Origin of the sequence: Paenibacillus sp. SAF-068, assembly GCF_051967555.1 — a bacterium.
Classification (GTDB): Bacteria; Bacillota; Bacilli; order Paenibacillales; family Paenibacillaceae; genus Paenibacillus.
Map to the genome: position 1 here is coordinate 971133 of NZ_JBQCJX010000001.1, position 21084 is coordinate 992216.

General features: G+C 47.0%; 16 protein-coding genes. 13 read left to right on the top strand and 3 right to left on the bottom strand.

Annotated elements, in window-relative coordinates:
- The first annotated feature begins 171 nt into the window (after positions 1–171).
- Together ACTHPG_RS04355 and ACTHPG_RS04360 are read left to right on the top strand one after the other, a co-directional pair.
- On the top strand, positions 172–2997 hold the full coding sequence (locus tag ACTHPG_RS04355) for an endo-1,4-beta-xylanase (protein ID WP_440387916.1): 2826 nt from the start codon (positions 172–174) through the stop codon (positions 2995–2997).
- Positions 2998–3262: 265 nt separating this feature from the next.
- Complete coding sequence (locus tag ACTHPG_RS04360; RefSeq protein WP_440387918.1) at positions 3263–5737, top strand: EAL domain-containing protein; 2475 nt, start codon at positions 3263–3265, stop codon at positions 5735–5737.
- Between the two features lie 94 nt (positions 5738–5831).
- Here ACTHPG_RS04360 and ACTHPG_RS04365 read toward each other — a convergent pair whose 3' ends face one another.
- Together ACTHPG_RS04365 and yhbH are read right to left on the bottom strand one after the other, a co-directional pair.
- Positions 5832–7268, bottom strand: coding sequence for a SpoVR family protein (locus ACTHPG_RS04365; RefSeq protein WP_440387919.1), 1437 nt, complete (start codon positions 7266–7268; stop codon positions 5832–5834).
- Positions 7265–8434: a sporulation protein YhbH gene (gene yhbH, locus ACTHPG_RS04370; protein WP_278296016.1), complete on the bottom strand. Its 1170-nt coding sequence runs from the start codon at positions 8432–8434 to the stop codon at positions 7265–7267. Before yhbH ends, ACTHPG_RS04365 begins: the two co-directional genes overlap by 4 nt.
- Before the next feature lie 309 nt (positions 8435–8743).
- On the opposite strand from yhbH, the gene ACTHPG_RS04375 reads away from it, so the two are divergent.
- The 9 genes from ACTHPG_RS04375 (at position 8744) to ACTHPG_RS04415 (ending at position 18735) form a co-directional block, all read left to right on the top strand.
- Entirely contained in the window at positions 8744–10069 is a 1326-nt protein-coding gene (locus tag ACTHPG_RS04375; protein WP_440387920.1) for an MFS transporter, read from the top strand.
- A gap of 433 nt (positions 10070–10502) precedes the next feature.
- The gene (locus ACTHPG_RS04380) at positions 10503–11771 is read left to right on the top strand and encodes a sulfotransferase family protein (protein ID WP_440387921.1); all 1269 of its coding nucleotides are present in this window, start codon (positions 10503–10505) and stop codon (positions 11769–11771) included.
- The gene (locus ACTHPG_RS04385) at positions 11768–13699 is read left to right on the top strand and encodes an asparagine synthase-related protein (protein ID WP_440387922.1); all 1932 of its coding nucleotides are present in this window, start codon (positions 11768–11770) and stop codon (positions 13697–13699) included. Before ACTHPG_RS04380 ends, ACTHPG_RS04385 begins: the two co-directional genes overlap by 4 nt.
- A gap of 29 nt (positions 13700–13728) precedes the next feature.
- A complete protein-coding gene (locus ACTHPG_RS04390; protein WP_278296013.1) occupies positions 13729–13866 on the top strand; it encodes a paeninodin family lasso peptide in 138 nt (45 codons plus the stop codon).
- Between the two features lie 136 nt (positions 13867–14002).
- Complete coding sequence (locus tag ACTHPG_RS04395) at positions 14003–14950, top strand: aldolase (RefSeq protein ID WP_440387923.1); 948 nt, start codon at positions 14003–14005, stop codon at positions 14948–14950.
- Positions 14947–15246 (top strand): lasso peptide biosynthesis PqqD family chaperone, encoded by a 300-nt coding sequence (locus tag ACTHPG_RS04400; RefSeq protein ID WP_440387925.1) that lies wholly within the window; start codon positions 14947–14949, stop codon positions 15244–15246. Before ACTHPG_RS04395 ends, ACTHPG_RS04400 begins: the two co-directional genes overlap by 4 nt.
- A gap of 3 nt (positions 15247–15249) precedes the next feature.
- On the top strand, positions 15250–15732 hold the full coding sequence (locus ACTHPG_RS04405; protein ID WP_440387926.1) for a lasso peptide biosynthesis B2 protein: 483 nt from the start codon (positions 15250–15252) through the stop codon (positions 15730–15732).
- A gap of 52 nt (positions 15733–15784) precedes the next feature.
- Entirely contained in the window at positions 15785–16918 is a 1134-nt protein-coding gene (locus ACTHPG_RS04410; protein ID WP_440390128.1) for a nucleotidyltransferase domain-containing protein, read from the top strand.
- Positions 16918–18735 carry an ABC transporter ATP-binding protein gene (locus ACTHPG_RS04415; RefSeq protein ID WP_440390129.1) on the top strand — a complete coding sequence of 606 codons (1818 nt, stop codon included), beginning with the start codon at positions 16918–16920 and terminating at the stop codon, positions 18733–18735. Before ACTHPG_RS04410 ends, ACTHPG_RS04415 begins: the two co-directional genes overlap by 1 nt.
- 201 nt (positions 18736–18936) lie before the next feature.
- Here the strand turns inward: ACTHPG_RS04415 and cysC are convergent, their stop codons facing one another.
- Entirely contained in the window at positions 18937–19575 is a 639-nt protein-coding gene (cysC, locus tag ACTHPG_RS04420) for an adenylyl-sulfate kinase (RefSeq protein WP_440387927.1), read from the bottom strand.
- 206 nt (positions 19576–19781) lie between these two features.
- On the opposite strand from cysC, the gene ACTHPG_RS04425 reads away from it, so the two are divergent.
- Both ACTHPG_RS04425 and pdaA read left to right on the top strand, forming a co-directional pair.
- On the top strand, positions 19782–20192 hold the full coding sequence (locus ACTHPG_RS04425) for a hypothetical protein (protein WP_440387928.1): 411 nt from the start codon (positions 19782–19784) through the stop codon (positions 20190–20192).
- A gap of 96 nt (positions 20193–20288) precedes the next feature.
- A complete protein-coding gene (gene pdaA, locus ACTHPG_RS04430; RefSeq protein ID WP_440387929.1) occupies positions 20289–21068 on the top strand; it encodes a delta-lactam-biosynthetic de-N-acetylase in 780 nt (259 codons plus the stop codon).
- Positions 21069–21084 lie beyond the last annotated feature (16 nt).

Consider the following 21084-nt stretch of genomic DNA (forward strand, 5'->3'; position numbering starts at 1 on the left):
AGTCCTATAGTTTAACGGGTAAACAAAGTTTACTGGCAATCGTATAATGAAAGTGCTTACAATTTTCTGTCCATTAGCATCTATCCATCCTGAATAACGATCTTGTAAAAGGCTGGCGTATGGCAGAGCAAAGGTTATTCTTCACAAACAACGAACCAAGGAGGAGATCGGATGCATTTGAGAAAATGGTGGAGCTTGTGCTTGTCGGCTGTATTGATCTTCAGTTTGTTTCCAAGTGTGGGCGCAGGAGGGGCACGTGCTCAAGCTTCAGCAGACATTAAGACTGGCGATGATGAAGTACTGTTTGAGGCTAATTTTGAAGATGGTGTGTTGGGAGAATGGCGTGCACGTGCGAGTGAAAAGCTTGATATCGTAACGCAAGTAGGTCACGACAGCACACGCAGCCTGAGAACCTCTTCCCGTACCGAAACGTTCCATGGACCCTTAATTGAAGTAATAGACCATGTACAGAAGGGCAGCACGGTTCATATTTCGTTTTGGGCCATGTACGATGAAGGACCGGACAGTCAGGTCATTAACGGTTCACTGGAGAAAGAGTACAATAACGACGCTTCAAGTCGAGAATATGCTACGTTTGCCTCTGCAACTCTGAACAAGGGACAGTGGAAAAAAATCGAGGCAGATGTGGTGATCCCTGGAGAAAATAGCGGCATCACCGGATTCCGGATGTATGCAGAGACACCTTGGAAGACGTCAGCGGAAGTGACGCCGGCGGATACGATTACGTTTTACGTGGATGATGTACTGATTACGGAAGCCGAAAAAATTGAAATAGAGCCGAACATTCCGAATCTAGTGGATGTTGTGGGTGAGCATTATGCAATGGGAGCGGCAATCGACCAGTCTGCACTGGATGCGGAAGATCCGCATTCCCAACTGTTGACGAAACATTTTAATAGTATTACAGCCGGAAATTTTATGAAAATGGATGCGATGCAACCAAAGGAAGGACAGTTTGTCTGGTCAGAGGCGGATCGTCTGGTGAACTTCGCCGAAGCCAATGACATGGAGGTAAGAGGTCATACGCTGTTATGGCATAGTCAGGTGCCGGACTGGTTCTTTACTGATCCGAATGATGCTTCAAAACCTGCTACGCGGGAACAGTTGCTTGCACGGATGAAAACTCATATTCAGACCATCGTCAATCGTTACAAAGGAAAGGTTCATACATGGGATGTCGTCAATGAAGTCATCTCGGATGGAGGCGGCTTGCGTAATCAGGCAAGTGGTTCCAAGTGGAGAGACATTATAGGGGATGTGGATGGCGACGGAGATGACAGTGATTACATTGAGCTGGCTTTCCGATATGCACGCGAGGCTGACCCTGATGCGGTATTGGTGATTAATGACTATGGAATGGAGGGCAATGGAAACAAGCTGAATGATATGGTGAAGCTTGTAGAGAAGCTGCTTGCTAAAGGAACACCGATTGATGCGGTTGGATTCCAGATGCATGTGTCGATGTACGGACCGGATGTTAAGCTCATTCGTGAGGCTTTTGAAAAAGTGATTGCTCTTGGTGTGAACGTACAGGTTACAGAGCTGGACGTTTCGATCTATTCAAGTAATTCTGAACTGGAGATGCCTGTCACGGATGAATTGATGTTGCAACAGGCTTATCGTTATCGTGAACTGTTCGACCTGTTTGACGATTTGGGAAAACGCGGTGTAATGGACAGTGTCACGGTCTGGGGACTTGCCGATGATGGGACATGGCTTGACAATCATCCGGTCAAAGGACGCAAAGATGCACCGTTGCTGTTTGATCGTAAATTGAAAGCGAAACCGGCCTATTGGGCACTGGTGGATGCTACCACTCTTCCGATCTATCGTAATGAATGGACAGCATTGAAGGCCAGCCCTTCTTTCCCGAATCACAAAGGACAGGAAGATATTCTTTGGGGTGCTGTGAAAGGGCTTGGAATTAATCATCTGGCAGATGGAACATCCGCGGTTACGGGTGAGGCTCGTGTGATGTGGGATGCCAAAAAGGTGAATTTACGAGTGGAAGTGAAGGACACCACACGTCGTAAAGGTGATCAGGTGCAGGTTTTCCTCGCGGAAGAGGTTAAGGGTACGAGCGCTGCAACTTCTGAAGCTGACCTGTCTGCCAAGAAGAAAAATCCGCCGTCTGCAAATGGTCAATATACATTCAAACGGGAGGGCGGTAAAGGCAAGGAGAAAAATGCTTACAACGTACAGGAGACCAAAACAGGTTATGTTGTATACGCATCACTGCCTATTTCAGCTGCTTTACTTACCGAAGGTCAGGTCTTGTCTCTGGATTTTCGGATTACGGATGAATATGCTGCTGGCAAGACAGCTGCGATCGTATGGAATGATATCTCCAATCAGCAACCTGACAAACCAGCCAACCGAGGGAAACTGAAGCTGGGTTCTGTTTTGAAACAAACCAAGGTCACTTATGGTAAACCTGTTATTGATGCGAAAAAGGATGACATCTGGAAAAAGGCTGCATCTGTTAAAACGGATGTCTGGGTCATCGGAAACTCAGGTGCAACGGCGACTGCACAACTGTTGTGGGATGAAAAATACCTGTACGTATTGGCAGACGTAAAAGATCCGTTGCGAAGCAAATTAAGTTCTAATGCACATGAGCAGGATTCGATCGAGATTTTTATCGACCCGAACAAAGATCAGACAACGTTCTATCAGGAGGATGACGCCCAGTACCGGGTTAATTTTGATAATGAGACTTCTTTTGGAGGAAATGCACGGAAAGAAAGCTTCAAATCAGCTACCCGCTTAACAAGCGGAGGGTACACAGTTGAAGTGGCAATCCCGCTGGATAGCGTTCGTGCTGACGGGCAAAGATGGATTGGATTCGATCTTCAAGTCAATGATGATGGCGCGGGAGATGGCAAACGAAGCAGTGTGTCCATCTGGAGTGATTCATCAGGTAATTCTTATCAGGATACGTCCGGATTTGGCAGTCTGTTTCTGACTCGCAAATAGAATATTCGGCTGTGAATTAGGATATGAGAATGTCAGCTATTAAACATCGTATTTCTGGAAATAAGTGTTGATTTTAAAGGCTGGGACGTTTAGACTATATACATTCAAATAAACGGGTTCGAATGTATGATAACGGCTTCAACGAAGTCTGTGGTCAAGAGTCAAATGATGCGGAGGGAGTGCCTGTCATCCAGACAGCGCACTCGCTTCTTTTTTACATTTTTGCATACATATGAGGCATTTCCCGGTTGAAAGGACAGAGTGAGTGGAGCACCTACATGGTACGTACAACTTAGAACTTGTTATTTTATCCTATATTATTGCTTCGTTAGCTTCATACGCAGCCCTTGACCTTGCAGGCCGTGTCAGTCAGGCTAGCGGGGTGGCGCGGAATATATGGCTTACTTGCGGCGCAATCTCGATGGGCCTGGGAATCTGGTCCATGCATTTCGTAGGTATGCTGGCTTTTGTTCTGCCTACGCAAGTCTCCTATTCCACCGGTAAGGTTGTTTTATCTGTTCTGCTTGCTATTGTCGCATCAGGGGTGGCCTTGAACATTGCGGGTAGACAATCGGGCAGGATTAGCAAGCTCATGATTGCTGGAGTACTAATGACAGCAGGAATCAGCTCGATGCATTATGTGGGAATGGCAGCGATGTCGACTCCGGTTACATATGAACCAGGCAGAGTGGTGTTATCCATTCTGATTGCAGCACTTGCTTCATTTGCTGCATTGTGGCTCATGTTTTTCTTCCGTTATCATCAATCCAGACATACCTGGGTTTACAAGATGGGCAGCGGTCTCATTATGGGGGTTGGCATCTCTGGCATGCATTATACCGGGATGTCAGCTGCACATTTCCATCATTCACATGGCGCGATGGCAAGTTCGGGGATGCAGATTGAGCCAGGCATTCTCGCCTACTTGATCGCATCAGGCACATTTATTGCTTTGGGCTTGACGTTATTCGGGATATTTATCAATCAGCGAATGTCTCAGAAGGATCAACGGATTCATGAGAATGAGCAATGGTATCAGGCCCTGTATCATAATCATTCGGATGCGATCATTTCAGTAGACAAGGAAGGCATTGTCAAAGGCATTAATGCTGCTGTAACAACAATCACCGGTTATCCTGAAAAAAGGGTCATGAATCGTTCCATTGATGAAATTGTTCAGCAGATCGATATAGAATGGATCAGTGAATTTGATTCCATCGATTGGGATGATCATAAGCTGGAACAGGCACATTATATGGCTAAGCTGAGGGATGTAGAGGGTGAACTTCTGGACCTTAGTATTGTTGTGGTTCCTGTTGTCATTGATGGCAAACATGTGGGAAGCCACATTCTGATCAAGGACATTACGGAGGAGAAACAGGCTCAGGAGAACATTCGTCACCAGGCTTTGCATGATCCGTTGACGGGGCTACCCAATCGGCGCAAGTTGGATGATGTACTGGCTTGTACAATTCATGATTCAGAAGAAAAAGGAAATTCTTTTGCCGTTATGGTGATGGATATAGATCGGTTCAAGATGATTAATGACTCGCTGGGACATTCCATTGGAGATGTATTTCTAAGAGAAGTCAGTAATCGGATCATGAAAGCTATAGAAGATTCTGATCCCTTGGCCATGGAGAATGTCATGCTGGCCCGGATGGGCGGTGATGAGTTCACACTTGTTGTGACTCAGGATCAAGCGACAGAAGGACGCGTGGCAGAGCTTGCAAAACAGATTGTTGAGACCATTCAGTTACCGTATCGACTGAAGGAAAATGACTTCTACGTGACCGCCAGCATCGGGATTGCAATGTATCCCGATCATGGGGTGGGAGTCGATGCTTTGCTGAAACATGCCGACTCCGCCATGTATGAAGTGAAGAAGAACGGCAAGAATGGTTTCCAATTCTACACCGCCCAACTGGATTCTGAACTCTATGAACGCATTGAGCTGGAGGGTTATCTTCGTAAAGCGCTGGAGCGCGATGAGATGGTCCTGTACTATCAACCACAGATTCGTACCGAGGATAGCCGCATGATTGGTGTGGAGGCGCTTATTCGTTGGAATCATCCACTCAAAGGTCTTCTCGCACCCAATGTGTTCATCCCGTTAGCAGAAGAGACAGGCTTGATCTATGAGATTGGCAACTGGACGCTGCGCGAAGCGTGCAGGCAGATGAAACTCTGGCATGCCAGTGGCGGACCACTCATTCCGGTATCGGTTAACTTGTCCAGTCAGCAGTTCCACCAATCCAACTTGGTAGAACAGGTCAAGAATGCGCTTCATGAGACAGGGCTGGATGCTCGATATCTGGAGCTGGAGATTACAGAGAGCATGATGATGGATGCAACAGTATCTACGGCGATCCTGAATGAATTGACAGCATTGGGTGTCAAAATCAGCCTGGATGATTTCGGTACGGGATACAGTTCACTGAGTTATCTGAAGCATTTCCCGATTCATAAGCTCAAGATTGATCGTTCATTCGTGACGGACATTACAGAGAGTCACAGCGATCAGGCAATTGTAGCGACCATTATATCGATGGCTCAGAATCTCAAGATGGAAGTCATTGCTGAAGGCATTGAGACGAAAGACCAGTTGGATATTTTGATGCAGAATGACTGCCGCGAGATTCAGGGATATTATTTCAGTCGTCCGTTGCCTGCAAGTGAAGTGGAGCATGACTTTTTTGTGCCTTTGCGATTGCAGGGTAATGGTACACCAGCGGTATAATCCTAATTATGAAATGCCAAGCGGCAAGTTCCCGTGTATGTCGGGAACTTGCCGCTTTTTTTGTTATTTTTCTTTAGATAATTTTATCCAAAACTCACAAAAACTTGCGGTGGTGCTTCTTGCCATCATACGTAAACCAGATCGGCTTATCCTCGACACGTGTCTCCACATGTACGGTACGTCCCCAGAGGCGATACAGATAAGGCAGCGTGCGTTCCATATATTTCAGATCCAGCTCGATACCTTCATATTGATGTTTCAGCACGAGTTCTCCTGTCCGCAGATAATCAGCATCCTGTACGACCAAGTAAGGGGAGCCCCCGTTGACACGTGAAAATACGAGCTGATCCCGTATGTTTTCCCAAGACTTGTCGGTGATTTTCCAGTCCGGGCCTTTTTTCTCAAATACGTAGAGGTCCAGATCCTCGGTTAATTGCTTGGTCATGTAATTGCGGATAAAGGAGGTATCGGAATCGAATTCACGCACCTCGAACATTTTGGCACGACCTTGCCCCGGTTTGCGGCCCCAACGTTCCTGTTCTTCACGGGTTGGGTGATCCCAGCGCCGTTCAATATCCTCGAAAATCTTCAGTCCCAGATAATACGGATTCAGACTTTGTTTGGATGGCTGCACCACGGAGGAGTTGAGCTTCGCAAATTCGATCGTATCCTCACTGTTCAGATCGAGTTCACGGATAATGCGTTGATGCCAGTAGGATGCCCAGCCTTCATTCATGATTTTGGTTTCCATCTGTGGCCAGAAATATAACATCTCTTCACGCATCATACTCATGATATCCCGCTGCCAGTCGGTCAATACTTCGGAGAATTCCTGAATAAACCACATGACATCCTTCTCCGGTTCAGGCGGAAAATGATGGACCTGAATACCTTCGGCGGGTGCTTCTTCGGTCTGCACGTCATCAAGTGACCATAGATCATCATAGCGACCTTCCGGCCGTGGTTTTTTCTCACCGCGCTGCTCCCGCATTTTCATCTCCATGTAGCGTTGTTTGTCCAAATGGCGGGGTTTAATCAACTGTGGGTCCACATGTTCCTGAATCGCGATCACGGCATCGATAAATGTTTCAACCGCTTCCGTTCCGTACTCCATCTCATAATTGCTGATCCGATCCGCCGTAGCAGCCATGCTTTCGACCATATTACGGTTGGATTTGGAGAAGCGGGCATTGTTTTTGAAAAAATCGCAGTGGGCCAGGACGTGGGCTACGATTAATTTGTTCTGGATCAGGGAATTGCCGTCCAGCAGGAAGGCATAACAAGGGTTGGAGTTGATGACAAGTTCATAAATTTTGCTGAGTCCAAAATCATATTGCATTTTCATCTTATGAAATGTTTTGCCGAAGCTCCAGTGACTGAATCTGGTCGGCATGCCATAAGCTCCAAAGGTATAAATAATATCCGATGGGCAGATTTCGTACCGCATGGGGTAATAATCCAGGCCGAATCCATTGGCAATCTCCATAATCTCGGCAATAGCGTATTCAAGGTCGCGGATCTCATCTGTCATCTAACGCTGCCTCCTTCCCTTTTCTGGAAAAAGCTGCGCAAAGCTTTGTACACTTCGCCTTTTTCTTTGATCACATAATACATGAACTGATCCATCTTGATATGACGGTAAGCCGACATCAGTGTGCTGCTGCGATTGTACTGATTCACCTCGCCGTACCCGAACATGTTGCTGCGCTTCATTAACTCTCCGATCAGCTTCACACACCGTTCGTTATCCGAGGTCAGATTATCTCCGTCAGAGAAGTGGAAAGGATAGATATTGTAGCTTGAAGGTGGATAACGGCTGTCAATAATATCCAATGCCTTCATATATACAGAGGAGCAGATGGTGCCTCCGCTCTCGCCACGGGTAAAGAACTCTTCTTCGGTTACTTCCTTGGCTTCCGTATGATGGGCGAGGAAAACAATCTCGACTTTCTCATACTGACGACGTAGAAAACGGGTCATCCAGAAGAAGAAGCTGCGCGCGCAGTATTTCTCAAACGAACCCATGGACCCGGATGTATCCATCATGGCAATAATAACGGCATTGGATTGTGGAATAATTTTGTCTTCCCATGTCTTGTAGCGGAGGTCATCTGGACTGATATGATGGATACCCGGGGTACCGGTCGTAGCATTACGACGCAGATTCTCCAGAATGGTACGTTTCTTGTCAATATTGGACTGCATGCCTTTTTTGCGAATATCGTTGAATATCACGGTATGTGTCTCAATCAGGTCTTTGTCTTTCTGCTTCAGATCGGGTAATTCCAGCTCAGCGAAGAGCATATCTTCTAATTCCTCAATACTAACTTCGGCTTCCACAATATCATGACCAGGCTGATCGCCAGCTTTTTCGCCTTTGCCGGGTTTTTGCGAAGCAGCGGGATCACGACCGATGACGTCTCCGACCTGACTGTCACCGTCTCCTTGACCGACATGCTTTTGCTTCTGGTAGTTATACACAAAACGATACTCATCCAGACTGCGGATTGGTACCTTGATGATTTGTTTTCCATCAGACATGATGATGTTTTCTTCCGTAATCAGATCAGGCAGATTCTGCTTGATGACATCTTTCACCTTTTGCTGATGGCGCTGTTGGTCCTGGTACCCTTTGCGGTGAAGCGACCAATCTTCCTTCGACACGACGAACGAGTAAGGCTGGTGTGAATTTGACATGTAGGCACCCCCCATTGATTACGCGGCACAGTTTGGCCTGTCGGTAATTAAGTATATTCACGGGCGAGGATGATATGTGATGAGAGTGGATATAAAATGAACCAATTATGAAAGTTCACCTTTCAGGTTAGGTGAGTCGTAAGAACAGAACTGCTCCATTTTTTACATAAACAGTGAACAAGTGTGATATCCTTCCTTTACAATAGGAGAAAGACATCGATCTGGCATCTGATAGAGGTTGTTTAAGAGGTCCACTTAGACTTTTTAAACACGTACTAATATAGAGATGCATGAAAAGGAAGGATTTATGTGAATAAAAAGGCGATCAAGGCTTGGATTATGTATGATTGGGCCAACTCGGCTTATGCGACAACTGTACTGGCGGCCGTATTGCCCGTATTCTATGCTTCGGTGGCTGCCGCAACACTGGATACGGATACCGCGGCCTCCTATCTGGCCTATACCCATTCCATTGGCATGTTGTGCGTAGCCCTGCTAACACCACTGCTTGGCACGCTGGCTGATTTGTCAGGACGAAAGGGCGACTTCCTGCGTGTATTTGCAATCATTGGTGTTCTTGCCACATTGGGATTCAGCGCAATCGGAGAAGGGGATTGGTTACTTGCTTCCGCCTTACTGATCATATCTACGATTGGTTTTGCAGGTGGCAATACCTTTTACGATGCAATGCTGCCGGATCTGGTACCTGTGGAACGAAGGGATATGATATCCTCCAAAGGGTATGCCTATGGTTACATTGGAGGAGGTTTGCTATTTGCGGTGAACATGCTGATGATTCAGCAACCGGGCTGGTTTGGGATGAACAGTACACTGGCAGGCACAAGACTGGCTTTTATCTCCGTATCACTGTGGTGGCTTTTGTTCTCGATACCGATCTTTCGCCATGCTCCGAGACGGCCAGCATCACCGGATCTGCCTGGCTCGTGGAAAGGGTATGCTGGGGTGGGAGTTCGCAGGCTGCGGCAAACCTTTCGTCAGATGCGGCGTTTTCCCCAGTTAATCCGCATGTTGGTGGCTTTCTGGTTTTTTAATGATGGCATCAATACCATCATTCTGATGGCTACGATCTATGGGACAAGTATAGGCATAGGTACAGCCGACTTGATGCTCGCGCTGCTGTTAACCCAGTTTATCGGTTTCCCATGCACATTGTTACTGGGAGCCTGGGCACAGCGCTGGGGAGCGAAGCGGGTATTAATCTTTAGTTTATCTGTATACATATGTATCGTAATTCTCGGGTATTTCATGACACATGCGATTCACTTCTACCTGCTCGCCGGGTTGGTTGGTGTCGTTCAGGGTGTAAGTCAATCCACAGCTCGTTCCCTGTTTAGCAATCTGATGCCAGCTGGCAGAACAGGTGAGTATTTTGGATTTGTGAATATTACAGGCAAATTCTCTTCGATATTCGGTCCATTTGTGTTTGGTTATGTTGGACAAATCACAGGTTCCACACGTTGGGGGATTCTGTCGCTTATCTTCTTTTTCGTAGCTGGCATTGCTGTATTGTTAGCTGTGAACGTACAGAAGGGGTTGCAGGATGCTGCACAGGCAGATCAGGAAGAAGAACGAAAGGGAAGCATCGGAGCTCTGTTGGGAAAAGTTCAAATGTAAGGCTTAGCGGATGGCAATTCATCGGTTTTCATCCAAAGCGTAACCATAAATTAGTTATGGCTTCAGGCAGTGTTCCTTACAGAACATGTCTGAAGCTTATTCGCATTTGTGCAACTTGATCAAGATTGCTTAGGATGAAGTGCTGAAACGACAGACAGCAGAATACAGTGAAAGAGTAACAATTTATGAAAAGGTGAAAATAAAAGATTGACATGATACATTTTGTATCATAGAGTAAAACTATGAATACATAGTGTATCTGAGAGTTGTCGAATGTAACCATGTGTTTTGCTTCATTCCAGGTTGGCTTCCGACGGAATATTGCAAAATGCTGACCTATAGCGTGCATATTACTCGTTTCGCCAAACACAAAGGTAGAGTCTGGTCTATCCCGGCTACATATTTATACTACTGAACAGAGGAGAGGCTGCCATTGATCGATGCTCAAGGTAAAGGACTTGTTTTCTTACTATGTGTTCCCCGCAGTGGTAGTTCCTTATCCACCGTCATGCTGCAAAATCATAGTCGTATATTTGCCACCCAGGAAATGTGGTTTCTGATGAATCTTGTCGATTTGCCCAAGGCGGATTCACGCGCTTATGGAGGTAGCTCCATCATTCGTCAGTTCTACAATGCCATGGTCTCCGAGGATGTCTTCGAAAAGGCGTGCAGAAGTTTTGCGCTTGAGATCTACAATGGATTCCTGGAAGGGAGCGGAGCAGATTTCATCGTTGATAAATCTCCCCGTTATTATTACATGCTTGAATGGCTGGATCGTCTGTTCCCTCAGTCCAAGCGCATTCATCTCCAGCGTAATCCTCTGGCCATAGCTGCATCATTCAAAAAGGTAAATCGCCACACAGGAGAAGGATTCGACCTGATTCATAGTCTGCAGAGCCCCAAATTAAACATGAAATCCGTGGATCTCACACTTGGGATGCTCCGCTTGAATGAATATTTTGCCAAACCACATGCCAACGCATACGAATTGCAATATGAACGACTGGTGTCCAGTCCTCAGGAAGAACTTGAGAAACTATGCGCGTTTCTGGGGATTTCATATGAACAGGGTATGGAGCAATATGGACAGTTTCTGGACAGTGCCAAGTCTGACATGTTCTACAGTATGGGCGTGGGAGATCCCTTCCTTTCTTCGCATCAGGAAGCACATCAAGATTCTGTTAACAACTGGAAAAACATATTAGAACCGCATGAAGTTGAACTCTATTGTCGTGTAATGGGGGCAGATCTGTTCCACCGGATGGGATACAGTGAACAGCTCGCAGAAGCCGAACAATGGACGGGTGTACATTATGATGCAAGTCCTGATCAGGAGGTCATCGACCGAATGACGCATCAGTTGACAGCAGCGACCGGTTGCCAGTGGCAACCGCAATACCGGATGCAGCCGACAGATTCTGTCGTTCATGATCCGCTCGGGAAACTTAATGACCACGTTGTTGAAGAACCGGAAAAGGCAGACCCTACGCTGGCTGCAATGGTAACGATCAGACAGCTGCAAGCCGCATTACGGGCTGCAGATCAACGTCTGGAACGGGGATACAGTGAGCGAGAACGCTTGAAGGTACAGTTGGCTTCTGCTCAAAGCAAAATACAGCGTATCAAATCATGGGTACCATTTGGTCATCAGATCAGCGCCTGGGCTTCACAGCGCAAGATTCTACGGGGAGGCAAGTCATGAGCGCCATAGCAGGAATTGTTCACAACGATGGTCAGCAGGCGCTATGGGAAGACAGTTGGCGCCTGTATGCAAGCCTGGGGCATGTCCCTGCGGATACAACAGGAGTGTGGAAAGGCAACGAGGCTTTCCTTAGCTGTCATGCCCAATGGATTACACCAGAATCGGTTAGCGAGAAATTGCCTTTATTTGATGAGGAAAGTGGTCTGACAATCACAGCAGATGCCATTCTGGATAATCGGGAACAACTGGCTGATCAATTACAGATATCCAGAGCTGAACTGGCTATGTTAGCGGATAGTGAACTGATCTTGCGTGCCTATCAGCGCTGGGGAGACGATGTGGCTGTCCGATTGCTGGGGGATTTTGTATTCGCCATATGGGATGAGCGGAATCGTAAACTGTATGCAGCGAGAGACATTACCGGCATGAGAGCTTTCTATTACCGACATGATGGTTCACGATTTGCGTTCTGCACACTCATGAATCCGTTGCTCGGGCTTGAAGGGGTACATAAAGAACTTGATGAGACCTGGTTGTCCGAATTCCTTGCCATCCCCGACATGCATGATTCAGCAGATATCAATTCGACCGTATATCGGGGAATAAGCCAGCTGCCTTCAGCACATACACTTGTCTTCCGGGATGGGAGACTGGAGCTGAAGCAATATCATCGCTGGAATGAAGTGGAACCTCTGAGGCTTAAATCGGATGGTGAGTATGTAGAAGCGTTTCGGGAGGTCTTTGGGCAGGCGGTTGGTTCACGACTCCGAACCCACAGGCAGGTGGCTGCTGCATTAAGTGGAGGGCTGGACTCGGGAGCCGTGGTTGGTTTTGCTTCCGGAACACTGCGAAGTCAGGGCAAACGGCTGCAGGCTTACAGTTATGTTCCCGTACCGGATTTCACAGATTATACGTCAAAAACGTTGCTCGCAGACGAACGGCCTTTCATACGTTCAACCATTAATCATGTTGGCAATATCACAGAGAACTACCTTGCTTTTGAAGGCAGAAGTCCACTCAGTGAAGTGGATACCTGGCTCGACATTATGGAGATGCCTTATAAATACTTTGAAAATTCTTTCTGGATTCGCGGATTCTATGAAAAAGCAAGCCAGCAAGATGCAGGCATCCTGCTCACAGGCGCACGTGGTAATTTCACCATCTCCTGGGGGCCGGCTCTAGATTATTACGCCAGTCTGCTGAAAAGTGGCCGTTGGTATCGCTGGTTCCGTGAGATGCAGCAGTATAGTGAACGGACTGGCATGCCCTTCTCCCGTATAGCCAAGATCACTGGGAAAAAGGCATACCCGGAATGGTTCAAGGCTCAGTCCAAAGGAGCAAGCCAGGCCGCGTCCGTGCAGTTGATCCATCCTGATTTTGCGCAAAGAACGGGTGTGCTGGAACGACTCAAATCCATTATTGTTCTACAAGGCGGTGCCCAGGCAGATGCCCTCAAGGTCCGTGCCGAGAAATTCAATAATCTGGCTATCGCGAACAAAAATGGTGCAGTAGCCACAAAATGTTCTCTCCGTTATCGGGCTTGGGAACGTGACCCGACCAGTGACGTCAGAGTCATTCGATTCTGCTTGTCTGTACCGATTGAACAATATGTGAAACACGGGACGGATCGTTCATTGATTCGCCGGGCGACTTCACCGGAGTTGCCTGATAAGGTCAGACTGAATCAGCGTGTACGGGGTGTACAGCCGGCAGATTGGCTGCATCGTATCATTCCGAATTGGGAGGCATTTACGGCCGAGTTGCGTGCGTTGTGTTCTGACAGCAAGGTCGCTGGCATATTAAACACGGAGCGTATCAAATCTGCCTTGGCCAACTTTCCGAGTCCGAGACCAGAGCTTGCCTCACATCCAGATCTGCGATTGATGATGCACAGTCTGATCGTGTACCGCTTTATTCGAAAATTTTGACCATGTGCACATGAAGGGAGGTGAATACAATGCAAAACGAAAAGAAAGAATGGCAAGCTCCAGCTCTTGAAGTGTTGGAAGTCAATCAAACGATGGCCGGTACTGGCTACAGACAAATTGACTGGGTAACCGTTCACGATGCGGATCTGTACGATCCAACTTCCTAAGTTGTTAGTGTTATGAAGTGTCATCATACTTAAAGGGCGGAAATGGAACCAATCCAGCTTTCGCCTCCGCCCTTATATTGAGCAACATGAATATAAGGGCTTTTTTTCCATTTTATAACGAAGGAGGCGTCGTTCATTGTTGCCTGTGCATTACGTAGCGTATGGTCTGCGCTGGTCGAGCCAAATTCGAATGCCTGAACTACAGGTCGCACCCAAGAATGCGGAGGCTGATTTTGATGAAGTTGATGTACACATCGAGTCTTCAGATCTGGCCCCAATGTGGGAGTGCTGGGATGTAGGCAACGACAATTTTGTGGCTCGAGAGGGCAGCCTTTTTTTCAAAATCGAAGATACAGGTCTGTTTTTAATGGAGCAAGGAAAGCGCATTGTCGTATCCCCTATACCGGGTGCAGATGAGAAAAAGGTCAGATTATTCATCCTGGGCACATGTATGGCAGTCATTATGATGCAGCGTGGCATTCTTCCACTACATGGCAGTGCAGTGGTTATTGATGGGTGGGCTTACGCATTTGTCGGACATTCGGGAGCAGGCAAATCGACACTGTCGGCCGCACTGGCATCACGCGGATATCCGCTTCTTACCGATGATGTTGTGGCACTGACTTGGGATGCCGGGGGAAGAGCCATCGTATCACCTGGTTATCCACAACAGAAATTATGGCAGCCAAGTCTGGATGGTTTCGGCATGAAGGAACAGGATTATGCAACGGTTCACGCAGAGATTACGAAGTATGCGATCCCTGTTCAACACTATTTTCATGAGATGGCTGTACCGCTAGCTGGGATATTCGAACTTGCTCCACAACCGGAGGCAAACCATTCATCCGTTCAGCTGGTTGAAGTGACGGGGCTAGAACGATTGCATCTGTTATGCTCGCATACGTTCCGCGGTGGACTCGTTGCAAGACAGGGATTGGCACAGTGGCTGTTCGAGACGGCTTCAAGACTTTCGGCAAGTGTGGAGATTGGCAGATTGGTCAGAACGGGTGATGAGTTTACAGCATTTGCGATGGTGGATCGGATCACAGATCATATACGTAAAGGAGTGCATACAGGACAATGACAGCGACTACGCCGATGAATGTGGAAGATCGGGTTATCCGGAAGGAAGGCAACCTGGTGAGTGATATGGGCAGTGAGAAAGTCATGATGAGCATTAGCTCTGGAAAATACTATAATCTCGGGAGTACCGGTGGTCGAATCTGGGATCTGATCGAAGAAGAACGCACGCTGGGAGAAGTGGTTGAGGTACTTGCTGCGGAATATGAGATTGAGCCGGATGTGTGTCGTGAGCAGGTGGTACAGTTTCTTGAACATCTGTCCCGCGAAGGGTTAATCGATGTTACTCGCGGAGTGTAGAACATGTTGCGAAAAATAAAAGCTTATCTCTCGTTTCCGCGGTCGATGCGTCGACTGATATGGGAGGCTTACATCCTCCTTGGCTGGGCACGCATACAGAAGGCTATGCCATTCGCCAAAATCGCGCCAGGGCTGGGCACACCCATGGTTGAAACACCGATGACAGGACTCGATCGCAGTGAGGTCATCGCTATACGGAATATTTCCAAAGCGATTTCGATCGCCAGTAAATATACGTTATGGGAAAGCCGCTGCCTGGTGATGGCGATTGCCGGGATGAAGATGCTTGAGCGACGCAAGATAGAAAGTACGTTATATATGGGGACTGCACGGAATAAGAAAGGACATATGATGGCCCATGCCTGGCTGCGAAGTGGTAAATTGATCGTGACCGGAGCTGATACTATGGACCAATATACGGTTGTCGGCGTGTTTGGCAAACGGTGTCCGGAGAAGGGATCTGGGGAGATTGTCTATGATACATGAAAGTGAACTCTATTCGTCAGGATTTCCGAAGGAGCTTAAGCTGATTTTGAGTATGATTAGAGGTGATCTGACGGCTTTATCCCCTGAAGAACTCAAGACCCGTTTGAAGGGAACGGATTGGAAACTCTTTCTGAGGCTGGTCTATCATCACCGCTTATACGCTGTACTTTACGTGAAAATGAAAGAATTGAACCCGGTGATCATTCCTGCCGATGTTATGGAGAGTTTGAGACAACAATATACGGCCAATACGTTTCGCATGTTACACCTGACCGCTGAGATGGAGCAGGTGTGTGGAGCTTTCCGTGAGCACGGCATCCGCAATATTACGCTCAAGGGGCCAGCATTGGCCCATGATCTCTATGGGGATGTATCGATGCGAACCTCCAAAGACCTGGATATTTTGATTCCGTTTGATGATGTGGAAGCGGCTGAAGGCATTCTTGCTACCCTTGGTTACGTATCCAAGGAAGGGGAACGAGCACCTACGGTGCGCAGCTGGAAATGGCGGGAACATCATATCTGTTACACCCATCCGGTCAAAAGAACTCAAGTGGAAATCCATTGGCGGCTGAACCCGGATTCGGGCAAAGAAACCGATTTTGAATTGCTGTGGAAACGCAGCCGGTTCAGTTCATACACCCAGACACCTGTCCGTATGCTTGAACAAGAAGATCTGTGGGCTTATTTGGTCACTCATGGGGCACGTCATGGCTGGTTCAGACTGCGCTGGTTGCTGGATATCGATCAGATGATTCGAAGCATGCCACTCGATGTGAAGAAAGTAGAACGACGTCTGAAAGCGGAGGGACGTTTGTCCATTGGTTCACAAGCACTTCACTTGACCTCCGATTTGTTGAACACACCGCTCGATATCGAGTACACATCCTTGATGTTCTTGAGTGAGCGTACCGGCAAACGATTAGCATCTGAAGGTGCAGCGTTCATGAACGATATGCTGGATAGTCCGGCGGATATGAAGTCTTATGCCTCGTACCTGTTTAAACTACGAAGTACCAAACAGAAATGGTTTTTCTTTATTGAACGTTTGTATCCAAGTACATGGGATGTGAATCAACTGCCGCTTCCGCGTTCTTTGTTTTTTCTGTACTTTCCGTTACGTCCGTTTCTCTGGTTCTGGCGGCGAATTAAAAGGTATACGGTGACGGAGAGGGGTAAAGTATGATCTCGGAATTAAAGTATTTTATGCGAAAATTGCATCATGTCACGGGGCCCATTTTATATTGGAATCTGCTGGGAATGATCTGTATCAGTCTTATGGAAGGTATCGGCATCTACATGCTTGTTCCGATGCTGAGTCTGATCGGCATATTCGAGATGGGCTCCACAGGGTTGAACATTCCTTGGATTGGACCAATGTTGAATCGTTTTTCTGAGAATAGCCAATTGTTACTCGTATTGTTCACCTTTGTGTTGATTGTCTCCGGACAGGCTTGGATGCAGCGTCTTCAGACGATCCGTAATACTCGAATCCAGCAGCAATTTGTACGAACGCTGCGCATGGAAACCTATGGTGCCATTATTATGGCGCAATGGTCATTTTTTCTCCAAAAACGAAAATCCGATTTCAACCATATATTAACGACTGAGCTAGCACGTGTGAGCCAAGGCACGAGCATTGTGCTGCAAATGACGGCCTCCCTGATCTTTACGGGGATACAGATTGGTCTAGCTTTTTGGTTGTCCGCCAAATTGACAGCACTTGTGCTGGTCTGTGGGTTGTTATTATTTATTGTCTTGAGAAAATTCGTCAAGCGTGCCAAGCAGATCGGAGACCAGACCTCTGAATTCTCGCAAAGTTATTATAATGGCATTACCGAGCATTTCAACGGCATTAAGGATATCAAAAGCAATATGCTTGAGCGTTCACATATAAGCTGGTTCGAGCGCATGTGCAGACAGATTGAACGCAATGTTATTCAGTTTAGCCAATTGAACAGTGGAACACAACTTATTCATCGGATGTCCGCTGCTATCATAATTGCGGCATTCATCTATCTTTCTCTCCGTGTCATGACGGTGCCTCCCGCAAGTCTGCTGCTCATCATCCTGATCTTTTCCCGTTTATGGCCAAGGTTTACAGCGATCCAGTCCAATCTGGAGTACATCAGTTCCATGTTGCCTGCGTTTCGTGTGGTAAGAGAACTGCAAGCGCAGACGGCGAAGAGTCGCGAGATTAGTGAAGAGATTGCTTCAGTGGATGACTCTGGTCTTCTTAGAATTGAGCCAACGGTGCTGAAGGAATCTATCACGTGTGAGGATGTCTGCTATCGCTATGAGGGAAGTGACACGTATTCATTGAGGAATGTGCATGCTTCGATTCCCGCAAGGGGCATGACCGCGATTGTAGGTAAATCCGGAGCAGGCAAGAGCACACTGATTGATCTGATCATGGGCCTTGTAAAACCGGAGAGTGGCCGTATTCTGATTGATGGTGTGCCTTTGTCAGAGGAACGATTGCTGAGCTGGCGAAGTTCAATCGGATATGTCTCTCAGGACCCCTTTCTGTTCCATACGAGTATCCGTGAGAATCTGCGTCTGGTGGATCCGAATGCAAGTGAAGAACAGATGTGGCAGGCTTTGCAGTTTTCCTCCTCTGCGGCATTTGTACGGAAGTTGCCTCAGGGTCTGGATACGATTATTGGTGATCGGGGGATTCGTCTATCCGGGGGCGAACGTCAGCGACTGGTTCTCGCCCGGGCCATGTTGCGGAATCCTTCCGTATTGGTACTGGATGAAGCAACAAGTGCGCTGGACAGTGAGAATGAACAGTACATTCATGAGGCGCTGGAACGGCTAAAAGGACATGTGACCATTATCGTGATTGCACACCGATTGTCTACGATTCGGACAGCAGATCGTGTTATTGTGCTCGATGAAGGTCGAGTGATTCAAGAGGGTGGGTACCAGCAGTTATCTACTGATCCGGTAGGGACGTTCAGCAAACTTCTGAATATGCAAGCGGGCGTTGTGGGGCAGTAAGTAAGTAAGTAAGTAAGTAAGTAAGTAAGTAAGTAAGTAAGTAAGTGGACATTAACAGATGTTCAAACGGAAGGATAGAATAGCTGTATCTCTTCTGTTTGTCCATTTATCGCTGGTATGACCAGCGATGGTATCACGTAAAGAGGCGCGCCACTATGGACGCGCCTTTCATGTAAAGTAGTTTAGTATAATGAACCAGGTTTAATGAGCCAGTGCTGTATTGGAAGGGATCGGAAGCTGGAGAGCGCCGATCTGTTCCAAATGTTGTACGATCTCTTGCACGGCTTGCTCAATGGATGATTGCTCTGTATCAATGATGAATGAAGGAGATTTTGGCACTTCATAGGGTGCGGAAATGCCTGTGAAATGCGGGATATCACCATTACGTGCTTTTTTGTACAGCCCCTTGGGATCACGCCGCTCACATTCTTGAATTGAACAACGCACATAGATTTCAATGAAATCATCCGGCTCAAATAACTGTCTAACCATCTCCCGATCCTGTTCATGGGGGGAGATAAAAGCCGAAAGAACAAACAACCCGGCATCTACCATTAACTTCGATACTTCACCAATTCTTCGCAGATTTTCTTGACGATCCCCTGCTGTAAAACCGAGATCACGGTTCAGTCCATGACGTACATTATCTCCGTCTAGCACATAAGAACGTACGCCTTGGTCGTAGAGATACTGCTCCAGAGCAAATGCAAGAGATGACTTTCCTGCACCGGATAACCCGGTAAACCAAATGGCACGACTACAGTGCCCATTATATTTCTCCCGGTCCTGTCTGTTGATGCTGGATGATTGCCAGGTTATATTGCGCTCTTCCTTCGACATGAGTATCCCGCCTTTTCCCTACCATGATATGTATAATATTTTAACATATTTACAAGATTATAGCACCTTACAGATTTCTTAAAAATAAGCGTGAATCGACAAAATATCGGGTATAGATGTAGTACATACATAAGCATTATGCATATATCCAGGGCGTATTTTGCATTTAAATGATGCAAATGCCACATCGCAGGAGGAACAATATCATGAACGAAAACATAAAGAACATACAAGTTGGATTCAAATGCCCGGATTGTCAGCAGGATGTCCAAACGGAATTTATAGATGAACAGGTCAGCACGGTTCGTTGTCAAGGTTGTGACAGAGCGTATACACTCTTGAAGCCAACCATTGGTGATGAGATTCTGCTGGATTGGGAACAGGAGGCTTTGTATCACAAGCTGAGGGCAGATCGGTCTGAACTGGATAATCACAATATGTCGGCTTTGATTATCAAAGTTATTGAGCTGTTGACATGGCGTGACCGGGGAGATGGACAGACCCGCGCCATACAGACTGTCAGGGAATGGCTTGCTTCCAGTGGTAAACCCCAAACCTTGCTTGAATTGTTCCATCAATCTCCGGCACAACCTGAAAATAAACGCTTTGATCGTTGAGAATTTACATACATTAGCTGTTCCTGTGGCATATTACCTGAAGGTGTTCGTGTGTGCAAACGACTAACCGAATTTTCAGGAACAGGAGCGGATAGAATGAAGCGAATGGTTCTATATATACTGTTGGCACTGTTATCCATCAGTATGGTACCGGCACAGACTGAAGCATCACCGGTTACCGGAGCGTATCATTTTGGTTTCAAAAAAAGTCAAAATGGTCAGCTGCCCTCCATTGATCAGGAAGGTTTTAAATCGATCTTACAACATAACGATGCCATTTTTCTGGGGGACACAAAGCAGAAGGAATTGTATCTCACGTTTGATAACGGTTACGAGAATGGATTCACGCCGGCCATACTGGATGTTTTGCGTACCAAAAAGGTGCCAGCTGCGTTCTTTGTGACAGGTCATTATCTGAAAGATCAGCCTGAGTTGGTCAAACGCATGGCGGCTGAAGGTCATATTGTCGGTAATCATTCATGGAGTCATCCGGACATGACCCGCATCTCCAATGAAAAGCTTAGAGCGGAACTGGAGAAGGTCAAGTCGGAGGTGAATCGGCTGACGGGTCAACAAGCGACCTTTTTACGACCACCACGTGGAATCTTTAACAATCGTACGCTCGCGGAGAGTCATGCCCAAGGGTATGTGAACGTGTTCTGGTCAGTTGCTTACAAAGACTGGGATACCAATGTGCAACGTGGTGCACAATATGCACATCAACAGGTACTGAAACAACTCCATCCGGGCGCTGTCATTTTGCTTCACTCCGTATCCAAAGATAACACGGAAGCACTCGGCTCCATTATTGATGAGGCACGCAAACAAGGCTATGTATTTAAAAGTCTGGATGATTTGCGGACCAAAAGTTATTGATTCATGTCATAATGAA